This is a genomic window from Cryptosporangium sp. NPDC048952 (genome assembly GCF_043197895.1).
Lineage (GTDB): Bacteria > Actinomycetota > Actinomycetes > Mycobacteriales > Cryptosporangiaceae > Cryptosporangium.
Genome location: NZ_JBICTY010000007.1, coordinates 567,332 through 585,747 on the forward strand (window position 1 = coordinate 567,332; position 18,416 = coordinate 585,747).

Here is an 18,416-nt window from a genome sequence, read left to right on the forward strand (position 1 = left end):
TCGAACTCCGCCGCGAGAGCATCCGGAAGGGCGCTCCGAGAGCGGGAAAAACTCGGTGTGGCGTGGATCACGCGTCCGTGTTCCGAGAGTGTTACCGTTCTCATTCAGCGCGTCAAGGGCTATTGGACGGTGCGTTACCGGTCTGTTGCCGACGGACACCTTCGCAGAGGAAAGACGCGCGAGCCCTACCGTTACCCAGGTCTTTCAAAGCGCCTAGCTACGATGTGAGCGATCACAGGGCACGGATGGAGGGTCCTTTGTCCGCACCGGAGCGACCGTCCGAGCGCCCCCGGACGTCGATCATGCGTGACGTCGCGCGGCTCGCGGGCGTTTCCCACCAGACCGTCTCCCGGGTCCTGAACGAGCACCCCAGCGTCCGGGAGGAGACCCGGGCACGCGTGCTGGAAGCGATGCGGGCACTGAACTACCGCCGCAACCTCGCCGCGCGCACGCTGGCCACCCGCCGCTCCGGGATCCTCGGGCTGATCGGGTTCGAGAGCACGCTCTACGGCCCCGCGTCCATGCTCTACGGCATCGAGGACGCCGCGCGCGCCGCCGGGTACTTCGTCAGCGTCGTCACCGTGCGCTCGCTCGAGCGCACGGCCGTGCTCGAGGCGATCGACCGGCTCTGCGCGCAGGCAGTGGAGGGCATCGTCGCGATCGCACCCAAGGAGTCGGCCGCGCACGCGCTGGCCCAGGTGCCCGATGGGCTGGGCGCTGTCGGTGTCGGCGGCGCCGGCGAGAGCGGCGTGGCGAGCGTCCGGTTCGACAATCGGGCGGGCGCGGCGCTGGCGACCCAGCACCTGCTCGACCTCGGGCACGCGACAGTGCACCACGTCGGCGGGCCGGCCGACTGGCCCGAGGCGCGCGACCGCATCGACGGCTGGCGCGCGACGCTCTACGCCAACGATCGGGTCGTGCCGTCGGCCGAGTTCGGGGCGTGGACCGCGGACTCCGGCTACGAGGCCGGCGAGGCGCTGGCGCGCGACCCGTCGGTGACCGCGGTCTTCTGCGCGAACGACCCGGTGGCGCTCGGCGTGCTGCGGGCGCTGCACGAGGGCGGACGCCGGGTGCCGGACGACGTCAGCGTGGTCGGTTTCGATGACGTCCCAGAGGCCGGTTACTTCCTGCCGCCGCTCACCACCGTCCGGCAGGACTTCGCGGAGCTCGGGCGGCGCAGCCTCGAGGTGCTGCTCGCCCAGCTGCGCGAGGAGGCGCCCACCGGGCGCGCCGAGGGCGGTGTGCTGCTCGAACCGACACTCACGGTCCGGAGCAGCACCGCCCGCCGTTAGGCCCTGTCCTGGAGCGTGCGCTCGAAGAGTTCCAGCAGGTTGCGCCAGTGGCGTTCGAGGCTCATCGGGTCGTAGACGTCGCTGTCGGACATCGTGAAGCCGTGCTCGGTTCCCTCGTAGATCTCCGACTTGAACCGGACGCCGGTCGCGTCCAGCACCTCGTTCAGCGCGGTGACGTCGGCGGGCGTCATCGAGGGGTCGTTCTCGGCGTGCGCGAAGTAGTACTCGGTGCGGACGTCGGCGATCTGCTGGTGCGGACTGTCGGGCTCGTCGGTGACCAGACCACCGGCGTGGAAGCTCGCCACCGCCGCGATCCGGTCGGGGAACGCGGCTGCGGTGCGGACCGCCAGCCGGCCGCCCAGGCAGTAACCGTTCGTGCCGATCGGCCCGGGCTTCACCTCGGGCTGCGCGGCGAGGAAGTCCAGATAGGCGCCCGCATCCCGGACGACCAGCTCCGGCGTCAGCGCCTTGATCAGCGGGACGGCCTGGCCGTAGACCGCCGTGCGACCGGCCGGGGTGGCCAGGTCGGACGTGTCGAACAGCGGGGCCGCACCGCCCCGGTAGAAGACGTTCGGCAGCACGACGAAGAAACCGTCGTCGGCGATCGTGCGTGCCATGTCGGTGAGCACCTCACGGACGCCGAACGCGTCCATGTAGAACAGCACCGCCGGCCACGGGCCGTCGCCCTCGGGATGGGCGACGAACGCGTCGGCTACACCGTCCGGGGTGGGGATCTGCACTGATCTGGCGCCCATCGGCCCTCCTGCTTGCGCGATGCATCCATCTTTACCTCACGCGTGAAGCCGGGTCACGCGATCGGGAGCCGGATCACCATTGTCGTTCCCGGCTCGTTGTGGGTCGCGCTGATCCGGCCGCCGTGCCGCTCGACGATCGCGCGCGTGACGACCAGACCGAGGCCGGTGCCGGGAACGCCGTTGTCCCGGGCCGTCGACGACCGGAAGAACCGCTGGAAGAGCCGGTCGCGCTCGTCCGGCGGGATGCCGATCCCGTGGTCGGCGACCGACAGCTTCGCCACACCGGCCTCCTCGGTGAGCGCCACCGTGACCCGACCGCCCCGGTGGGAGTACTTGACGGCGTTGGACAGCACGTTGTCGAGCATCTGGCGCAGCCGCTGCGGGTCACCGTGCAGCGGCACCCGGTCCGGCAGGTCCGCGACGACGGTGACCTCGCGGCAGTCGGCCGCGGCCCGGACCGTGTCGATGCCCTCCCGGGTCAGCTCGGCGAGGTCGGTGTCGGCCGGTCGGATCGAGATGTGCCCCGACTCCAGTCCCGCGAGGTCGAGCAGGTCGTTGATGATCGCCTGCAAGCTCTCGGTGTTGCGCCGGATGACACCGAGCAACTGCGGACCGTCGGTGTCCCAGCAGTCCGGGTTGTCGGTGAGCAGCTGGGCGTAGGTGGTGATCGACGTGAGGGGCGTCCGCAGTTCGTGGCCCACCAGCGCGAGGAAGTCGTCCTTCGTGCGGGCCAGCTGCAGCGCCAGTTCCTCGGCGCGCCGCCGCTCCAGATAGTGGCCGAGGTGCGCGGCGATGCCCACCAGGTGCGCGGTCAGCGCGACGCGGTCCTCGTCGAGCGTGTCGGCGTAGAGCGCGAGCACACCGACGACGGCCTCGGCACTGCGGACCGGCACCGCGAGGGCCGTGCGCAGCTTCCGCCGGGCCGCGCCCTCGACGTCGAAGCGGGTCTCGGTGGCGATGTCGGGCACCCACACCGGCTCGCCGGTCTGCCAGGTCGTGCCCGCCAGGCCAACGCCCGGGCCGAGCGACTCGGCCATCAGGCCGGGACGGTCCGGCTCCCCGTCGGTCCAGGACGCCGCCGGTCGCAGGGCGTCGATGACCGGGTCGGCCAGCCAGAGTTCGGCGTGCGGCCAGTGCAGTGACCGCGCCACCGCGTCCACGACCTGCCGGGACGCATCGGCGATCCGGTCGGCCTCGACCAGCGCGCGCGACACCGCGAGCGCGCACTCCCGGAAGCGCTGGGCGCGCTGCTGGTCGGTGGCGTCGTGCAGCGCGACGACGGCGCCGAGCACGGCACCGGCCACCGTGATCCGCTCGGCGTTGGCGATCAGCGTGCGGTGCGGACGCCCCGGCCGGACCAGGCGGAGCACGACGTCGCGGACCGGCTCACCGGCCAGCGCGCGGGCGCTGGGGTGGCGGTCGTGCGGCAACGGCTGCCCGTCGGCGTCGAGCAGCCGGTCGCCGGCGAGCGTGGCAGCGTCGGCAGGAAGGTCGTCGGCCAGATCGAGCATGCGCTGCAGCGCCGGGTTGCCGAACATCGTGTAGCCGGCGGCGTCGCAGGCGAAGACCGCGGTGTTGAGGCTGTCGAGCAGCGCCTGGAGGAAGAGGCTGTGCGGCGGCGCCGCGTTGTCGACCCGCGGCGGATCGGGGCTCTCCGGGAGCAGGTCGGCGAACAGGCGGGGCAGGTGTCCCGCGGCGGTGGCCACGCCGCGCAGCGCGCCGATCTCGGCCGGCGTCCACTCCCGTGGACGCCCGTCGACAGCGCACACCACGCCGACGATCGCGCCGTTCGGGCCGCGCACCGGGACTCCCATGTACGCGCCGACGCGCACCCCGGCCCCCGCCGGACGGCAGCGGGGATCGTCCGCGGTGTCGCGGAGCACCACCGGCTCACCGCGGGCGACCACGTCCTGGCAGAACGACTCCGACACGAGGATCCGACGCGACTCTGCCAGCGGTCCGACCAGGCCGAACGCGCCGGCGAAGCGCATCCACTCGCCGTCGATGAGCGTCACCAGCCCGATCGGGACGTCGACCGACTCCGCAGCGGCGCGCGCCATCGCGTCAAGGTCGTCGCTCGACGTAGCCGACGCTCGTGCGACCGCCGGTGCTGCCACGGCTTCGGCCCCCGATCGGAAATCGCCCTATAAGCGACATATACTACCGGATCTTCGCGCCGTAAACCTTCTCGACGTGCAGCGCGAGCAGGACGCGCCGGTCGGACACCATGACCGAGCGGTACTCGTCCCAGTCGGGGTGTTCACCGGCAGCCGCGCGGTAGTAGCCGACCAATGCCTCGACCTCGGGGCCGTTCGGGTCGGTGCCCGGGCCGGTGAGCGTGCCGGTGCCCTCGGCGGTGGCCCAGGCCCAGCCGTCGGGGGTGGTGACCTCGAGGGAGGCGCGCGGGTCGCGGCGCAGGTTCACGGTCTTGGCGCGACCTTCGGTCATCGAGACGTAGATGATTCCCGCCTCGCGGTCGTAGAACGAGATCCGGGGAGAGCTGGGGACGGCCGTCGGCTTTGATCGTGGCGAGCACGCCGAGCTTGCTGTCGGCGAGGAGGGCGTGCAGGTCGAATCCCGTGTCGTCGGTCATATGCTCGCCAACCCGCCGCGGTCCGGTGGCTATTCCACGGTGGCGGTGCTGGCTTAGAGTCGGGGCATGATCGGCCACCTGCCCCGTGCGGTGGTCACGCTCTGGGCGCTCGCCGGCCTGCTGGTTCTGCTCCAGCCCAACACCGGCGCGCTGGCGTTCGTCGCCGTGGCCCTGCTCGCCACGCTGGCTCTACGCCGGATCGGCATCCGGCTCCCCGCACTCACCCCGGGCCGCCTCGCCGCGGGAGCCCGCCGCGCCGCCTACCGAGGCGCCCCCCGGCACCGAGACCCCGACGCCCGCGGCAGCGTCCGCCCCAGGGCACCCTCCGCGGCCCCAGCCGCGTAGCACCCTCGGCCGCGCGCTAGGCGCTCAGCGCCCGCCGGTCGCCCAGCACCGCGCCTCGTGGCGCGGGGACTCGCCGTGCTGCGCGGCTCTCCGCCATCGTTCCGATCGTTGGCCCGGAGGGTCCATCATGCCGTTCGACCTGCCCGTTCAGTGTGCTTACTCCGCCGTGGAAGAGGCGAGCAACCTGCTCACCCCGATCGCCGGGGGCGCCGCGACCGCCGTCGCGATCGTCCTCGCGACCGCACTCGTGCGACTGCTCCTGCTCCCCCTCACGTTCCGCCAGATCGGGGTCGAGAAGCGCCGCGCCGCTCTCGCTCCCCGCGTCACGAAGTTGCGCGACAAGCATGCGAACGACCCGGTCCGCGCGATGACCGAGGTCTCTGCGCTCTACCGCGCCGAAGGCGTCGGAACGCTCACCACGATGGGCCCGATGCTGCTCCAGGCACCGTTCTTCCTCACGCTGTTCTCGCTGTTCCGCCTCCCCGCGGTGGGCGGCTCCCCCAACGAGTTGCTCAGCCGCGAACTCGGCGGCGTCCCCCTCGGCGACCATTGGCTCGACGGCTCGCTGCTCGGTGTCCACAGCGCGGTGTTCGTCGGGCTGTTCGGGCTGTTCGTCGTGACCGCAACGGTCTCCGCACGCCGGCTGCGTCGCCTGGGCCAGCCGGCGTGGCTGAGCTTCACGCCGTACGTGTCGATCGCCTTCGCGGTCACGGTCCCGCTCGCAGCGGTGCTCTACCTGCTCACGAGCACAGTCTGGACGACGCTCGAGAACGCGTTGCTGCGTGACCGCCTGGTTCCGCCGAACGATGTGGCGCTGGGCTCGTCCTAGCGAGCCCTACTCGACATCGTTCCGGGTGAGGCCGGCTGTGACGAGCTCGCCCGGCAGCGTTCCGGCGCGGGCGAGCACGGCGCCGTCGGCGGCCCACACCCCTGAGCCGCCGGCGGCCCGCTCGAACCCCTCACCACTGGATCCGGCGAAGCTCGCGATAGCGACCGGCACTCCGTGCGCCGCGGCGATCCGCACCGCGCGCTCGGCCGGCACCCCGAAATCCGAAGCGTGCTCCAGCACCCCGGCGACGTACACGTCCATGCCCAGCGCAGCGGTGTCCGCAGCGTGCTGCTCCACCCCGGTGTCCTTGCAGATCGCCAGCCCCAGCCGCCACCCGTCGACCTCGATCACGACCGGTCCGGTACCGGGCACGAACACCGCGGGCTCACCCCCACCGAGATACTGCTTCCGGTACCCGACCCGAACCCCGCCCCCATCCACCACCAACATCCCGATAGACCTCCCCGCGCCGCCAACCGGAGCGCCGGCCAGCGCGATCGATCCCGTATCGGCGCAGGCCGCGATCAGCGGCGTGAGGCGTGCATCGTCGGGTGAGAGCGGATCGGCGGTGAACTCGTAGCCGGTCAGGGACATCTCGGGGAACACCACGACGCGGGCTCGGGCAGCCCGCACCGCCTCCGCGTGCGCGACAGCGTTCGCTGCGACGTCGAACGACGTCACCAGCGGCTGCGCAACCGCAAGCACCAGCATCCGCACCCCTTACGACAACACCATTGACTCCCGGCGCCGCTGCCGTTTCGATCGTCGCATGACCGAACCCCCCGCTGACCTGCTGTTCACCGACGGCCCGGTCCTGTGCACCGATCCGGCCCGCAGCCGGTCGCGTGCCCTGGCCGTCCGCGACGGCCGCATCGTGGCGATCGGTCCCGACGCCTCCGAGCTCCGGGGCCGAAAAACCGAGGTCGTCGACCTGAACGGCCGGTTACTGCTCCCCGGCTTCCAGGACGCCCACGTGCACGCGGTGTTCGGCGGCCTCGAACTCGGCCAGTGCGACCTCACCGGCACCACCGACCTCAACGAGTACGCGAAACGAATCCGCGCGTACGCGGAGAGCCACCCCGACGCAGACTGGATCGTCGGCGGCGGCTGGTCGATGGAGAGCTTCCCGAGCGGCGTCCCGACCGCCGAGATGCTCGACCGGATCGTCGCCGACCGACCGGTGTACCTCACGAACCGCGACCACCACGGCGCCTGGGCCAACACTCGCGCACTGGAACGGGCCGGCATCACCCGCGACACCCCCGACCCGGCCGACGGCGTGATCAACCGCGACGCCGACGGCTCCCCGGTCGGCGCGCTGCAGGAGGGCGCGATGGGGCTGGTCGGCGCCGTGCTCCCCGAGGTCACCGCCGCCGATCGCCTGACCGGCCTGCTCCGCGCCCAGGCCCTGCTGCACTCGTACGGCGTCACGGCCTGGCAGGACGCCATGGTGTGCGCGACGAACGGCTACCAGGACGTCTCCGACGCCTACCTGACCGCGGCCCGCGAAGGACTGCTCACCGCGACCGTCGTCGGCGCGCTGTGGTGGGACCGCGCGGGCGACGCGTCGCAGATCCCCGGCCTGGTCGAGAAGCGAAACCGCTTCACGCTCGGCCGCCTGCGCTGCTCGACGGTCAAGATCATGCAGGACGGCGTTGCGGAGAACTTCACCGCCGGAATGACCGCGCCCTACCGCGACGCCTGCGGCTGCGCGACGACGAACGCCGGGCTGAGCTTCGTCGACCCGATCGCGCTGCGGGGCTACGTCACAGCGCTGGACGCCCTGGACTTCCAGGTGCACTTCCACGCGCTCGGCGACCGGGCGGTCCGGGAGGCCCTGGACGCGATCGAGGCGGCCCGCGAGGTCAACGGATTCCGCGACACCCGGCCACACCTCGCCCACCTGCAGGTCGTCCACCCTTCCGACGTCGCTCGGTTCCACACGTTGGGCGCCTCGGCGAACATGCAGGCGCTCTGGGCCACCCACGAACCCCAGATGGACGACCTGACGATCCCGTTCCTCGGCGACGACCTGGCACAGCACCAGTACCCGTTCGGCGACCCGCTGCGCGCCGGGGCGACGCTGGTGGCCGGCAGCGACTGGCCGGTGTCGAGCGCCGACCCGATCCAGGGCATCCACGTGGCGGTCAACCGACGTCACGTCGGGGCCGACGGCCCCGTGTTCCTGCCCGACCAGCGCCTCGACCTCGGCACCGCGCTCGCCGCCTACACCGCGGGCAGCGCGTACGTGAACCACCTCGACGACACCGGCAGCCTGCGCGTGGGCAACCGCGCCGACCTCGTCGTCCTCGACCGTGACCCGTTCGACCACCCCGCCGACGAGATCGGCGCCACGACCGTGGCGCGGACCTACGTCGACGGAACGCTCGTCTACTCCGTTTAGGACAGAACAATGCACAAGTCCCTGGCCGACGTCGAACATCGTTCGTACTGGCTGGAGGACCCGGGCCGACCGGCGGCGACGGCGCCGCTCACCGCCGACACCTCCGGCGACCTCGCCGTCGTCGGCGGCGGTTACTCCGGGCTCTGGACGGCGCTGATCGCGAAGGAACGCGATCCGTCGCTGGACGTCGTTCTGCTGGAAGGCGCCCGGATCGGGCACGCGGCCTCCGGGCGCAACGGCGGTTTCTGCGCCGCGTCGTTGACCCACGGCGCGGCGAACGGCCTGGCGCGCTGGCCGGACGAGTACGCCGAGCTCGAACGGCTGGGCGGGGAGAACCTGCAGGCGATCGAAGACACGCTGGTCCGGTACGGCATCGACGCCGAGTGGGAGCGCACCGGCGAGCTGGCGGTGGCGACGGAGGAATACCAGTTACGCGACCTCGGGCCGGACGTCCTCGATCGTGACGCCGTGCGCGCCGAGGTGAACTCGCCGACGTACGTCGGCGGGGTGTGGAACCGGCGCGGGGTCGCGATGGTGCATCCGGCGAAGCTGGCGTGGGGGTTGGCTGCGGTGTGCCGGCGGCTCGGCGTGCGGATGTTCGAGCACACGCCGGTGCTGGGGCTGAACGGCACGGTTCTGCGCACGCCGAGAGCGCGGGTGCGGGCCCGGTGGGTGGCGCTGGGCACGAACGTGTACCCGTCGCCGCTGGCGCGGGTGCGGCCGTACGTGATCCCGGTGTACGACTACGCGCTCATGACCGAGCCGCTGTCGGACTCCCAGCTCGGGGAGATCGGCTGGCGCAACCGGCAGGGGGTGGGTGACTCCGGTAACCAGTTCCACTACTACCGGCTCACCGCCGACAACCGGATCCTGTGGGGTGGGTACGACGCGATCTACCACTTCGGGGGACGGGTGCGGTCGCGGTACGACGACCGTCCGCAGACGTACGAGACGCTCGCGGAGCACTTCTTCACGACGTTTCCGCAGCTCGAGGGGGTGCGCTTCACGAACGCGTGGGGCGGTGCGATCGACACGTGCACGCGGTTCTCGGCGTTCTTCGGCGTCGCCCGCCAGGGTCGGGTGGCGTACGCGGCGGGCTACACGGGCCTCGGGGTGGGCGCGACCCGCTTCGGCGCCGAGGTGATGCTGGATCTGCTGAGCGGGGTCTCCACGGAACGCACCCGCACGACGATGGTGCGCACCAAACCCGTCCCGTTCCCGCCCGAACCGATCCGGTTCGCCGGGGTGGAACTCACGCGCCGCGCGATGGCCAGCGCCGACGCGAACGAGGGCCGCCGCAACCCGTGGCTGCGCACCATGGACGCCCTCGGCCTCGGCTTCGACAGCTAGCCGGGCCTACGACGAGTTTGCGGCGCTACCCGCGCGCGCCGTAGGCCCGGGAACTCGTCGTAGGCCCGGGAACTCGTCGTAGGACCGGGAACTCGCGGGCTCAGTCGCGAGTGCCGCCCGCGGCGAGCAGGCGCGCCACCGGGAGGGTCGCCGCGCCCAGCGCGACGGCGTCCGTCCCGAGCTCGCAGAGGGAGATCGACGCCTGGGTGAACGGGCGCCGCATCGCCTGTGCGGCGGCGGCCGCCCGCACCTGCGGCAGCAGCGACCCCAGCGCGATCCCGGCCCACCCCCCGATCACCACCCGCTCGGGGTTGAACAGGTTGATCAGGTTCGCCACCCCGGCACCGAGATAGGCCGCGGTCTCCGCCAGAACGTCCGCAGCAGCGGGATCGGCGAGCACGGACGCCACCTGCGTCTCTTCGTCCGGCCCCTCGACTCCGATCCCGGCCTCGGCCGCCCGGGCGATCAGGGACTCCGCCCCGATGTACGCCTCCAGACATCCACGCGCCCCGCAGCGGCACGGCCGCCCGTTGTAGACGAGCGTCGTGTGCCCCCACTCCCCCGCACTGCTCGACGCTCCGCGATACGCCTGCCCGTCCGCGACGATCGCCGCCCCGACCCCGGACCCCACCAGCGCGAACGCCGCGTGCCGCGCCCCGCGTCCGGCGCCGAACCAGTGCTCGGCCTGCGCCCAGGTCTTCGCGCCGTTGTCCAGGTGCAGCGGTAGGTCGGTGCCGTCGCGCAGCATCCGCTCGAGCGGCACGGCGTCCCAGCCGAGCGTCTGGGCGTGCACCACGGCCTCGGGCCCCTGCTCCACCAGCCCGGACACCCCGATGCCCACGCCGAGCACGTCCTCGGCCGCGACCTCCGACAGCCCGTCCAACACGTGCCGAACCACGGACGCGGGATCCACGTCCTCGAGCGGGTAGTCCGCTTTCGCCAGCGGAGTCATCCCGAGGTCGAACTTCTCGACGCGCACCCGCGTCTCCCCGACGTCGACGCCGACCACCGACGCGAACTCCGGCGCCACCCGCAGCAGGATGCGGGGCCGCCCACCGTCGGACTCCACCGCACCGGCCTCGACGACCAGCCCGTCGTCCATCAGATCGGCGACGACGTTGCTGACCGCGGCCTGGCTCAGCCCGTGACGAGCCGTCAGGTCCTGCCGGCTCAGCGGTCCGTCGAGGAAGAGCGCCGAGAGCAGCGTCGCGCGGTTCTGGCGCCGGAGTGCCCGGTTGGTCGTTCTGCCCGACACAACGTCCATGTGTGCTCCCCCCTGGCCGTAACTGTACGAGCGCCCGAACCGTCCTCGGCAACACTTTAATAACACCTTGAATTAAGTCGTGAACAAAGTGGCCGATCGCACTTTAGGCTCCGCTGCACCAAACCTCTGGGCCGCTCGGCCCGGGTTCCGCTCGCACCGGACCCCGGAGCACGCGCCGAGCCGTCCGGCGTCCCTCAGAAAGGACAGCGTGTGTTCAAGCGACGATTAGCCGCCGTTGCAGTCGGAGCGTTGCTGGCGTCCACTTTGGCCGCATGTGGCGGGGGTGATTCGGGCAGCGACACCAAGACCCTCACCTACTGGGCGAGCAACCAGAGCACCAGCCTGGAGAAGGACGCCGAGATCCTGAAGCCCGAACTCGCCAAGTTCGAGAAGCAGACGGGCATCAAGGTCAAACTCGAGGTCGTCCCCTGGTCGGACCTGCTCAACCGCCTGCTCGCCGCCGCCACCAGCGGCCAGGGCCCCGACGTGGTCAACATCGGCAACACCTGGTCGGCGTCCCTGCAGGCCACCGACGCGTTCGTGCCGTTCGACGACGCGACCCTGGAGAAGATCGGCGGCAAGAGCCGCTTCGTGCCGGCCGCGCTGGCCGCCGCGGGTGCCGAGGGCAAGCCGCCGACGGCGGTGCCGATCTACTCCCTCGCCTACTCGCTCTACTACAACAAGAAGATGTTCGCCGCCGCGGGCATCCAGAACCCGCCGACGACGTGGGAAGAGCTCGTCACCGACGGCAAGAAGCTGACAAAGGGCGGCAAGTGGGGCCTGGCCATCGAGGGCGCCCACATCTCGGAGAACTCGCACCACGCGTTCGCGTTCTCGCAGCAGTACGGCGGTGAGTGGTTCGACAAGTCGGGCAAGCCGACTTTCGACACCGAGGCCAACGCCCAGGGCGTCAAGCGGTACATCGACTTCATCGCGTCGGACAAGATCACCAACCCGGGTAACGCCGAGTACGCACAGAACCAGTCGGTGGCCGACTTCGCCAGCGGCAAGGCCGGAATGCTGCTCTGGCAGGCGGTCGGTTCGCAGCTCGCCCTGCGCAACATGCCCGCCGACGACTGGGGCGTCGCCCCGGTGCCGTTCCTGGCCAGCCCGCCGGCCAGCGGCAAGAAGATCAACAGCATGGTCGCCGGCATCAACATCGCGATCTTCAAGCACTCCAAGAACCAAGAGGGTGCGCTGGACTTCGTGAAGTTCATGACCAGCGACGAGGAGCAGACGCTGCTCAACAAGACCTACGGCTCGCTGCCGTCGGTCAGCACCGTGTCCGACGACCCGGCGTTCGCGAAGCCCGAGCAGAAGGCCATTCAGGACACGCTGGCCACCAGCGCGGCCCCGCTGCCCCAGGTCGCGAGCGAGAGCCAGTTCGAGACTCTCGTCGGCGGGCTCATGAAGGACCTGTTCGCCGAGGCGGCGAAGGGCAAATCTCCGACGGTCCCCGAGATCCAGGAGAAGCTCAAGAAGGCGCAGGAGCAAGTCAAGTAGACGCGGAGCGGCCCGGGGCATCGCCCGGGCCGCCCGCCCACCTGAAAGCGCTTCCACTCAACGCCTCCAGGCGGCCGTTCGTCGCGCCGATCTGCAACACAACGCTCACAATGTCGAAATATCCCTACGCTTTGGACTCCGCCGCTCCAAACCTGCTGGTCACTCGGCCTAGGTTCCGCGCGCATCGAACCCAGGACTCCTTCGCCGAGCAGGCCGGCGTCTCTGGAAAGGATTGCGTGTGTTCAAGCGACGAATGGCCGCGGTAACGGTCGGGGCCTTACTGGCTTCCACCTTGGCCGCCTGTGGCGGCTCGAGTGACTCGGGCGACGCCAAAACGCTGACCTACTGGGCCAGCAACCAGAGCATCAGCCTGGAGGAAGACGCCAAGATCCTGAAGCCCGAGCTGGCGAAGTTCGAAAAGCAGACGGGGATCAAGGTCAAGGTCGAAGTCGTGCCCTGGTCGGACCTGCTCAACCGGCTACTGGCCGCCGCCACCAGCGGTCAGGGGCCCGACGTCGTCAACATCGGCAACACCTGGTCGGCGTCACTGCAGGCCACCGATGCCTTTGTTCCGTTCGACGACGCCAAGCTCGACGCGGTGGGCGGCAAGAGCCGCTTCGTGCCGTCGGCCCTGGCCGCGGCCGGTGCCGAGGGCAAGCCGCCGACGGCGGTGCCGATCTACTCCCTCGCTTACTCGCTCTACTACAACAAGAAGATGTTCGCCGACGCCGGCATCACGAAGCCCCCGGCGACCTGGGAGGAGCTCGTCGCCGACGGCAAGAAGCTGAGCAAGGGCGGCAAGTGGGGCCTGGCGCAGGAGGGCGCCCACGTTTCGGCGCACTCGCACCACGCGTTCACGTTCTCGCAGCAGTACGGAGGCGAGTGGTTCGACAAGTCCGGCAAGCCGACGTTCGGTACGCCGCAGAACGCCCAGGCGATCAAGCGGTACGTGGACTTCCTCGCGGCCGACAAGATCACGAACCCGGGTAACGCCGAGTACGCACAGAACGAGTCGGTCTCCGACTTCGCCAACGGCAAGGCAGCGATGTTGCTCTGGCAGGCGGCCGGGTCGCAGCTGGGCCTGCACGGCATGAAGCCGGAGCAGTGGGGTGTCGCGCCGGTTCCGTTCCCGGCCACCGCTCCCCCCGGCGGCAAGAAGGTCAACAGCATGGTCGCCGGCATCAACATCGCGATCTTCAAGCACTCCAAGAACCAGGACGGCGCGCTCGACTTCGTGAAGTTCATGACCAGCGACGAAGAGCAGACCGTCCTGAACAAGACCTACGGCTCGCTGCCGTCGGTCACGACCGTGTCCGACGACCCGGCGTTCGCCGGGCCCGAGCAGAAGGTGATCGCGGAGACGCTCGCCAGCACGGCGGCCCCGCTGCCGCAGGTGCCCGAGGAGAGCCAGTACGAGACGTTGATCGGCGGCGTCATGAACGACCTGTTCGCCGCGGCCGCCAAGGGCAAGTCGCCCTCGGTCGCCGAGATCCAGACCAAGCTCAAGACCGCCGAGGAACAGGTCAAGTAGTTAGGACGCCGCGGCAACGGCCGGGACGTGCAGTCCCGGCCGTTGCCAGGAGAGGACCCCTTGTTATGACGACGACTTTGAAGGCGCCCGACGAGGCGCCCCCGGAGAGCCCGCCGCGCCGCAAACGCCGCCGCACTCCGGCCCTCCCGTACCTGCTGCTGATTCCGGCGATCGTGCTGGAACTGGCGGTCCACGTCATCCCGATGATCACCGGGATCTGGATGAGCTTGAAGGAGCTCACCCAGTTCCACATCCGGGACTGGGGTGGCGCGCCGTTCATCGGCCTCGACAACTACAAGGTCGCGCTCGACTTCAACAGCGCCACCGGCAAAGAACTCCTGCACTCGTTCTGGGTGACGTGCGCCTGCACGATCCTGGTGGTCAGCCTGTCCTACCTCCTGGGCCTGACCGGTGCCGTGCTCCTGCAGCGCCCGTTCCGCGGCCGCGCACTCCTACGGACGCTCTTCCTGACGCCGTACGCGCTGCCGGTCTACGCCGCGGTGATCATCTGGAGCTTCCTGCTGCAGCGGGACACCGGTGCGCTCAACCACGTGCTCGTCGACCAGTTGCACCTCGTCGACGACCGGCCGTTCTGGCTGATCGGCGGCAACAGCTTCTGGTCGCTGGTGATCGTCATGGTCTGGAAGCACTGGCCGTTCGCGTTCCTCTGCATCATGGCGGGACTGCAGGGCATCCCGCAGGACCTCTACGAAGCCGCCTACATGGACGGTGCGGGCTTCTGGCGGCGGCTGCGCGCGGTGACGCTGCCGATGCTCGGCCCGGTCAACCAGGTGCTGCTCCTGGTGCTGTTCCTCTGGACCTTCAACGACTTCAACAGCCCGTACGTCCTGTTCGGCAAGTCCGCACCGGACCAGGCCGACCTCATCTCGATCCACATCTACGAGAGCTCGTTCGTGACCTGGAACTTCGGTCTCGGCTCGGCCATGTCGGTCGCGCTGCTGCTCTTCCTGAGCGTCGTCTCGGGGATCTACCTGTTCCTGACGAGGAAGGCGCGCGCCGATGCATGAAACCGCTGCCGAGCGCTGGTCGCGCCGGATCGTCCTGACCCTGCTGACGTTGTTCGTCGTCGTTCCGATCTACGTCATGCTGTCGACGGCGATCAAGCCGCTCAGCGACGTCCGGGACACCTTCACGTGGCTGCCGAAACGGGTGTCGTTCGAAGCGTTCGTCGACATGTGGAGCACGGTGCCCCTCGGGCAGTACCTGGTGAACAGCCTGATCGTCTCGACGTGCGCCGCGGTCTTCTCCGTGGCGATCGCGATCCTCGCGGCCTATGCCACGAGCCGCTGGCGATTCCGCGGTCGCGGTCTGTTCCTCGCGAGCGCGCTGTCCACCCAGATGTTCCCGGGCATCCTGTTCCTGCTGCCGCTGTTCCTGATCTACGTCAACATCGGCAGGGCCACCGGAATCGAGCTGTACGCGAGCCGGACGGGCCTGATCATCACGTATCTCACGTTCTCGCTGCCGTTCTCGATCTGGATGCTCGTCGGCTATTTCGACGCGATTCCCAAGGAACTGGACGAGGCGGCGTCGGTGGACGGCGCCGGGCCGATGCGCATTCTGTTCCGCGTGCTGATCCCGACCGCCGTGCCGGGAATTCTCGCGGTCACGGTCTACGCGTTCATGACCGCCTGGGGTGAGGTTCTGTTCGCCTCGGTCATGACCGACGAGACAACCAGGACGGTCGCAGTGGGCCTGTCCGGTTATTCGACGCAGTACGACGTCTATTGGAACCAGATCATGGCGGCGTCGCTCGTCGTCAGCATCCCGGTCGTCGTCGCATTCCTGTTCCTGCAGAAGTACTTCGTGGCCGGTCTCACCGCCGGCGCCGTCAAGTGAGGGATACCTTGCACCACCTTTCCAATCTCTCGCCGGATTTCGTCTGGGGCGTCGCGACGGCGGCCTATCAGATCGAGGGCGCGGTCGACGTCGACGGCCGCTCCCCCTCGATCTGGGACACGTTCGGCCGCGTTCCCGGCGCGATCGCGAACGGCGACACCGGCGACGTCGCCTGCGACCACTACCACCGCTGGGCCGACGACCTCGGGCTGATCCGCGAGCTCGGCGTCGACGCGTACCGGTTCTCGGTGGCCTGGCCGCGAGTGATTCCGACCGGTACCGGCGCGGTCAACGCGAAGGGTCTGGCGTTCTACGACCGGCTCGTCGACGAGCTGCTCGCCGCCGGCATCCGCCCGTTCGTGACGCTGTACCACTGGGACCTCCCGCAGGTTCTGCAGGACAAGGGCGGCTGGCCGGCCCGGCACACCGCGGAGGCGTTCGCCGACTACGCCGCGGTGGTCGCGGCGAAGCTGGGCGACCGGGTCACCGACTGGACGACGGTCAACGAGCCGCTCTGCGTCGCCTGGATCGGGCACCTGGAGGGCACGATGGCGCCGGGCCTGCGTGACCTGCCCCGCGCCATCGACGCCTCGCACCACGTCCTGCTCGGCCACGGCCTGGCCACGCAAGCAATCAGGTCGGCGACCACTGCGTCCACAGCGCCCAACGTCGGCATCGTGTTGAACCCCAGCCCGGTCGACGCGGCGACCGACCGCCCGGAGGACCTGGCCGCAGCCATCCGCGCCGACGGCCACACGAACCGGTGGTGGCTCGACCCGCTCTACGGACGCGGGTACCCGGCGGACATGGTCGAGGCCTACCGGTACGAGCCGCCGGTGCTCGCCGGCGACCTGGACACTATCGCGGCCCCGACGGACTACCTGGGCGTGAACTACTACTTCCGGGCCGTGGTGGCCGACGATCCGTCTGGGCCCGCTCCCTACGCCAAGCAGGTCGAGGTACCCGGCCGGCACACCGCGATGGGCTGGGAGGTGTCCCCCGGCGGCCTCGCCCGCATCCTCACGCGCATCGCCGCCGACTACGGCACCGAGCGGATCTACGTCACCGAACAGGGCTCGGCCTGGCAGGACACCGTCGAGCCCGACGGTTCGATCGAGGACAAGGACCGCATCGACTACCTCGAACGACATCTCGAGGCGATCGACGCGGCGGCCGCCGAAGGGGTGCCGCTGGCCGGGTACTTCGTCTGGTCGCTGCTCGACAACCTCGAGTGGGCGTACGGCTACGACAAGCGCTTCGGCCTGGTCCGCGTCGACTACGCCACCCAGCAGCGCACGATGAAGGCAAGCGGACACCGCTATGCACAGATCATTCGGGAGTACCGGGCTTCGCAGGGGTAAATCTGCCTGAGTTACCGTTCTGCGTTGCCGATTGAATGGTTTCACATGTCTGCAGAAGCACCGGTCATCTCGCGTTCGGTAGTGGTTGCCTGGCGCAACGCCGTGTTCGCGGTCTTCGCGATCACCGGGTTCGCGCTGGCCACCTGGATGTCCCGGGTCCCGGCGGTCCGTGACGCGCTGGGCGCCACGACCGCCGAGATGGGCTGGGTCGTGTTCAGCATCGCCGCCGGGTCGATCGTCGGGCTCTCGTCGGCCAGCCACGTCCTGGCGTGGATCGGCTCGCGCCGGACGATCGCCGCGGCGGTCACGGTCGGCGCGATCGGGCTGTCGATCGTCGGGCTCGGTTCGACGCTGTCCACCCACGGTGTGTTCGTCGTGATCGGGTTGGCGCTGCTCGGCGGCGGCATGGGCATGTGTGACGTCGCCATGAACGTGGAAGGCGCGGCGGCCGAGCGCTCGCTCGGCCGGACGGTGATGCCGCTGTTCCACGCCGCGTTCAGCGGCGGCACGATCGCCGGTGCGGGCGTCGGCGCGCTCGCCGAGTGGGCCGACGTCTCCACCGCCGTGCACTTCGCCACGGTCGCTGCCGCGGCGGTGGTTGCTGTCGCCCTGTCGGTGCGGTTCCTTCATCTCGACGCCATGGGCGCCACCGTCTCGTCGGACGAGGAGCCACACCCCGGCTGGCGCGAGCGACTGGGCATGTGGCGCGACCGGCGCACGCTGCTGATCGGGCTGATCGTGCTGGGCATGGCGTTCGCCGAGGGGTCGGCGAACGACTGGCTCGCGCTGGCGATGGTCGACGGGCACGACGTGAGCAACTCGACCGGCGCGGTCGTCTACGGCGTGTTCGTCACCGCGATGACCGTCGGACGCGTCGCCGGGGTGTTCTTCCTCGACCGGTACGGGCGCGTCCCGGTGCTGTGGACGACGACCGCGCTGGCCGCCGGTGGGCTGCTGGTCGTGATCTTCGCTCCGTGGGCCGGGCTGGCGACCGCCGGTGTGGTGCTGTGGGGGCTCGGTGCCTCGCTGGGCTTCCCGGTCGGCATGTCCGCCGCCGCCGACGACAGCCGCACCGCGACCGCCCGGGTCAGCGTCGTCGCGACGATCGGCTACTTCGCGTTCCTGGTGGGCCCGCCCTCGATCGGCTTCCTGGGCGAGGGCGTCGGCCTTCTCCGCGCGCTGCTTCTCGTGTTCGCGCTCATCATCGTCGCCGGGTTCGCGACGCCGGCCGCCCGGGAACGCGCCCGATAATTGCGCGGAATTTCAAAGGGCAGGGTAATTGCGCCGCGCGCATATCGGGGAGAGGTCTCTTAGCGCTGAACACGTAGA

Annotated in this window: 15 protein-coding genes and 1 pseudogene; 11 read left to right on the forward strand and 5 right to left on the reverse strand. The window is 70.1% G+C overall.

Features of this window, described 5'->3' with window-relative positions; all coding sequences use genetic code 11:
- Window positions 1-302 precede the first annotated feature (302 nt).
- A complete protein-coding gene (locus ACGFY5_RS36395) occupies window positions 303-1,292 on the forward strand; it encodes a LacI family DNA-binding transcriptional regulator (protein WP_392727856.1) in 990 nt (329 codons plus the stop codon).
- Here the strand turns inward: ACGFY5_RS36395 and ACGFY5_RS36400 are convergent.
- The 3 genes and pseudogenes from ACGFY5_RS36400 to ACGFY5_RS36410 all read right to left on the reverse strand — a co-directional run bounded on the left by ACGFY5_RS36400 (window position 1,289) and on the right by ACGFY5_RS36410 (window position 4,640).
- Entirely contained in the window at window positions 1,289-2,047 is a 759-nt protein-coding gene (locus ACGFY5_RS36400) for a dienelactone hydrolase family protein (RefSeq protein ID WP_392727626.1), read from the reverse strand. The two genes, ACGFY5_RS36395 and ACGFY5_RS36400, sit on opposite strands and share 4 nt — an antisense overlap.
- A 53-nt stretch (window positions 2,048-2,100) precedes the next feature.
- Window positions 2,101-4,107: an ATP-binding protein gene (locus ACGFY5_RS36405; RefSeq protein WP_392727628.1), complete on the reverse strand. Its 2,007-nt coding sequence runs from the start codon at window positions 4,105-4,107 to the stop codon at window positions 2,101-2,103.
- Between the two features lie 100 nt (window positions 4,108-4,207).
- Window positions 4,208-4,640: pseudogene (locus ACGFY5_RS36410) on the reverse strand (PPOX class F420-dependent oxidoreductase).
- A gap of 66 nt (window positions 4,641-4,706) precedes the next feature.
- Here ACGFY5_RS36410 and ACGFY5_RS36415 point away from each other — a divergent pair.
- The gene (locus tag ACGFY5_RS36415) at window positions 4,707-4,985 is read left to right on the forward strand and encodes a hypothetical protein (RefSeq protein WP_392727631.1); all 279 of its coding nucleotides are present in this window, start codon (window positions 4,707-4,709) and stop codon (window positions 4,983-4,985) included.
- A gap of 127 nt (window positions 4,986-5,112) precedes the next feature.
- Entirely contained in the window at window positions 5,113-5,814 is a 702-nt protein-coding gene (gene yidC / locus ACGFY5_RS36420; protein WP_392727633.1) for a membrane protein insertase YidC, read from the forward strand.
- Between the two features lie 6 nt (window positions 5,815-5,820).
- Here yidC and ACGFY5_RS36425 read toward each other — a convergent pair whose 3' ends face one another.
- The gene (locus ACGFY5_RS36425) at window positions 5,821-6,525 is read right to left on the reverse strand and encodes a carbon-nitrogen hydrolase family protein (protein ID WP_392727636.1); all 705 of its coding nucleotides are present in this window, start codon (window positions 6,523-6,525) and stop codon (window positions 5,821-5,823) included.
- A 58-nt stretch (window positions 6,526-6,583) separates the two neighbouring features.
- Here ACGFY5_RS36425 and ACGFY5_RS36430 point away from each other — a divergent pair, with 58 nt between their 5' ends.
- Together ACGFY5_RS36430 and ACGFY5_RS36435 are read left to right on the forward strand one after the other, a co-directional pair.
- Window positions 6,584-8,218, forward strand: a complete 1,635-nt coding sequence (locus ACGFY5_RS36430; protein WP_392727638.1) for an amidohydrolase — start codon at window positions 6,584-6,586, stop codon at window positions 8,216-8,218.
- A 9-nt stretch (window positions 8,219-8,227) separates the two neighbouring features.
- Entirely contained in the window at window positions 8,228-9,568 is a 1,341-nt protein-coding gene (locus ACGFY5_RS36435) for an NAD(P)/FAD-dependent oxidoreductase (protein ID WP_392727641.1), read from the forward strand.
- Between the two features lie 100 nt (window positions 9,569-9,668).
- On the opposite strand, the gene ACGFY5_RS36440 is transcribed toward ACGFY5_RS36435, so the two are convergent.
- Complete coding sequence (locus tag ACGFY5_RS36440) at window positions 9,669-10,832, reverse strand: ROK family transcriptional regulator (protein WP_392727644.1); 1,164 nt, start codon at window positions 10,830-10,832, stop codon at window positions 9,669-9,671.
- Between the two features lie 210 nt (window positions 10,833-11,042).
- Here ACGFY5_RS36440 and ACGFY5_RS36445 point away from each other — a divergent pair, with 210 nt between their 5' ends.
- The 6 genes from ACGFY5_RS36445 to ACGFY5_RS36470 all read left to right on the forward strand — a co-directional run bounded on the left by ACGFY5_RS36445 (window position 11,043) and on the right by ACGFY5_RS36470 (window position 18,338).
- Window positions 11,043-12,335: an ABC transporter substrate-binding protein gene (locus tag ACGFY5_RS36445; RefSeq protein WP_392727647.1), complete on the forward strand. Its 1,293-nt coding sequence runs from the start codon at window positions 11,043-11,045 to the stop codon at window positions 12,333-12,335.
- A gap of 253 nt (window positions 12,336-12,588) precedes the next feature.
- The gene (locus ACGFY5_RS36450) at window positions 12,589-13,866 is read left to right on the forward strand and encodes an ABC transporter substrate-binding protein (protein ID WP_392727859.1); all 1,278 of its coding nucleotides are present in this window, start codon (window positions 12,589-12,591) and stop codon (window positions 13,864-13,866) included.
- A 65-nt stretch (window positions 13,867-13,931) separates the two neighbouring features.
- Window positions 13,932-14,894: a carbohydrate ABC transporter permease gene (locus ACGFY5_RS36455; RefSeq protein WP_392727650.1), complete on the forward strand. Its 963-nt coding sequence runs from the start codon at window positions 13,932-13,934 to the stop codon at window positions 14,892-14,894.
- A complete protein-coding gene (locus tag ACGFY5_RS36460; RefSeq protein WP_392727652.1) occupies window positions 14,887-15,726 on the forward strand; it encodes a carbohydrate ABC transporter permease in 840 nt (279 codons plus the stop codon). The genes ACGFY5_RS36455 and ACGFY5_RS36460 overlap by 8 nt, the downstream gene beginning before the upstream one ends.
- A gap of 8 nt (window positions 15,727-15,734) precedes the next feature.
- Window positions 15,735-17,087 carry a GH1 family beta-glucosidase gene (locus tag ACGFY5_RS36465; RefSeq protein ID WP_392727861.1) on the forward strand — a complete coding sequence of 451 codons (1,353 nt, stop codon included), beginning with the start codon at window positions 15,735-15,737 and terminating at the stop codon, window positions 17,085-17,087.
- Window positions 17,088-17,132: 45 nt separating this feature from the next.
- Window positions 17,133-18,338 (forward strand): MFS transporter, encoded by a 1,206-nt coding sequence (locus ACGFY5_RS36470; RefSeq protein WP_392727655.1) that lies wholly within the window; start codon window positions 17,133-17,135, stop codon window positions 18,336-18,338.
- Window positions 18,339-18,416: the final 78 nt, after the last annotated feature.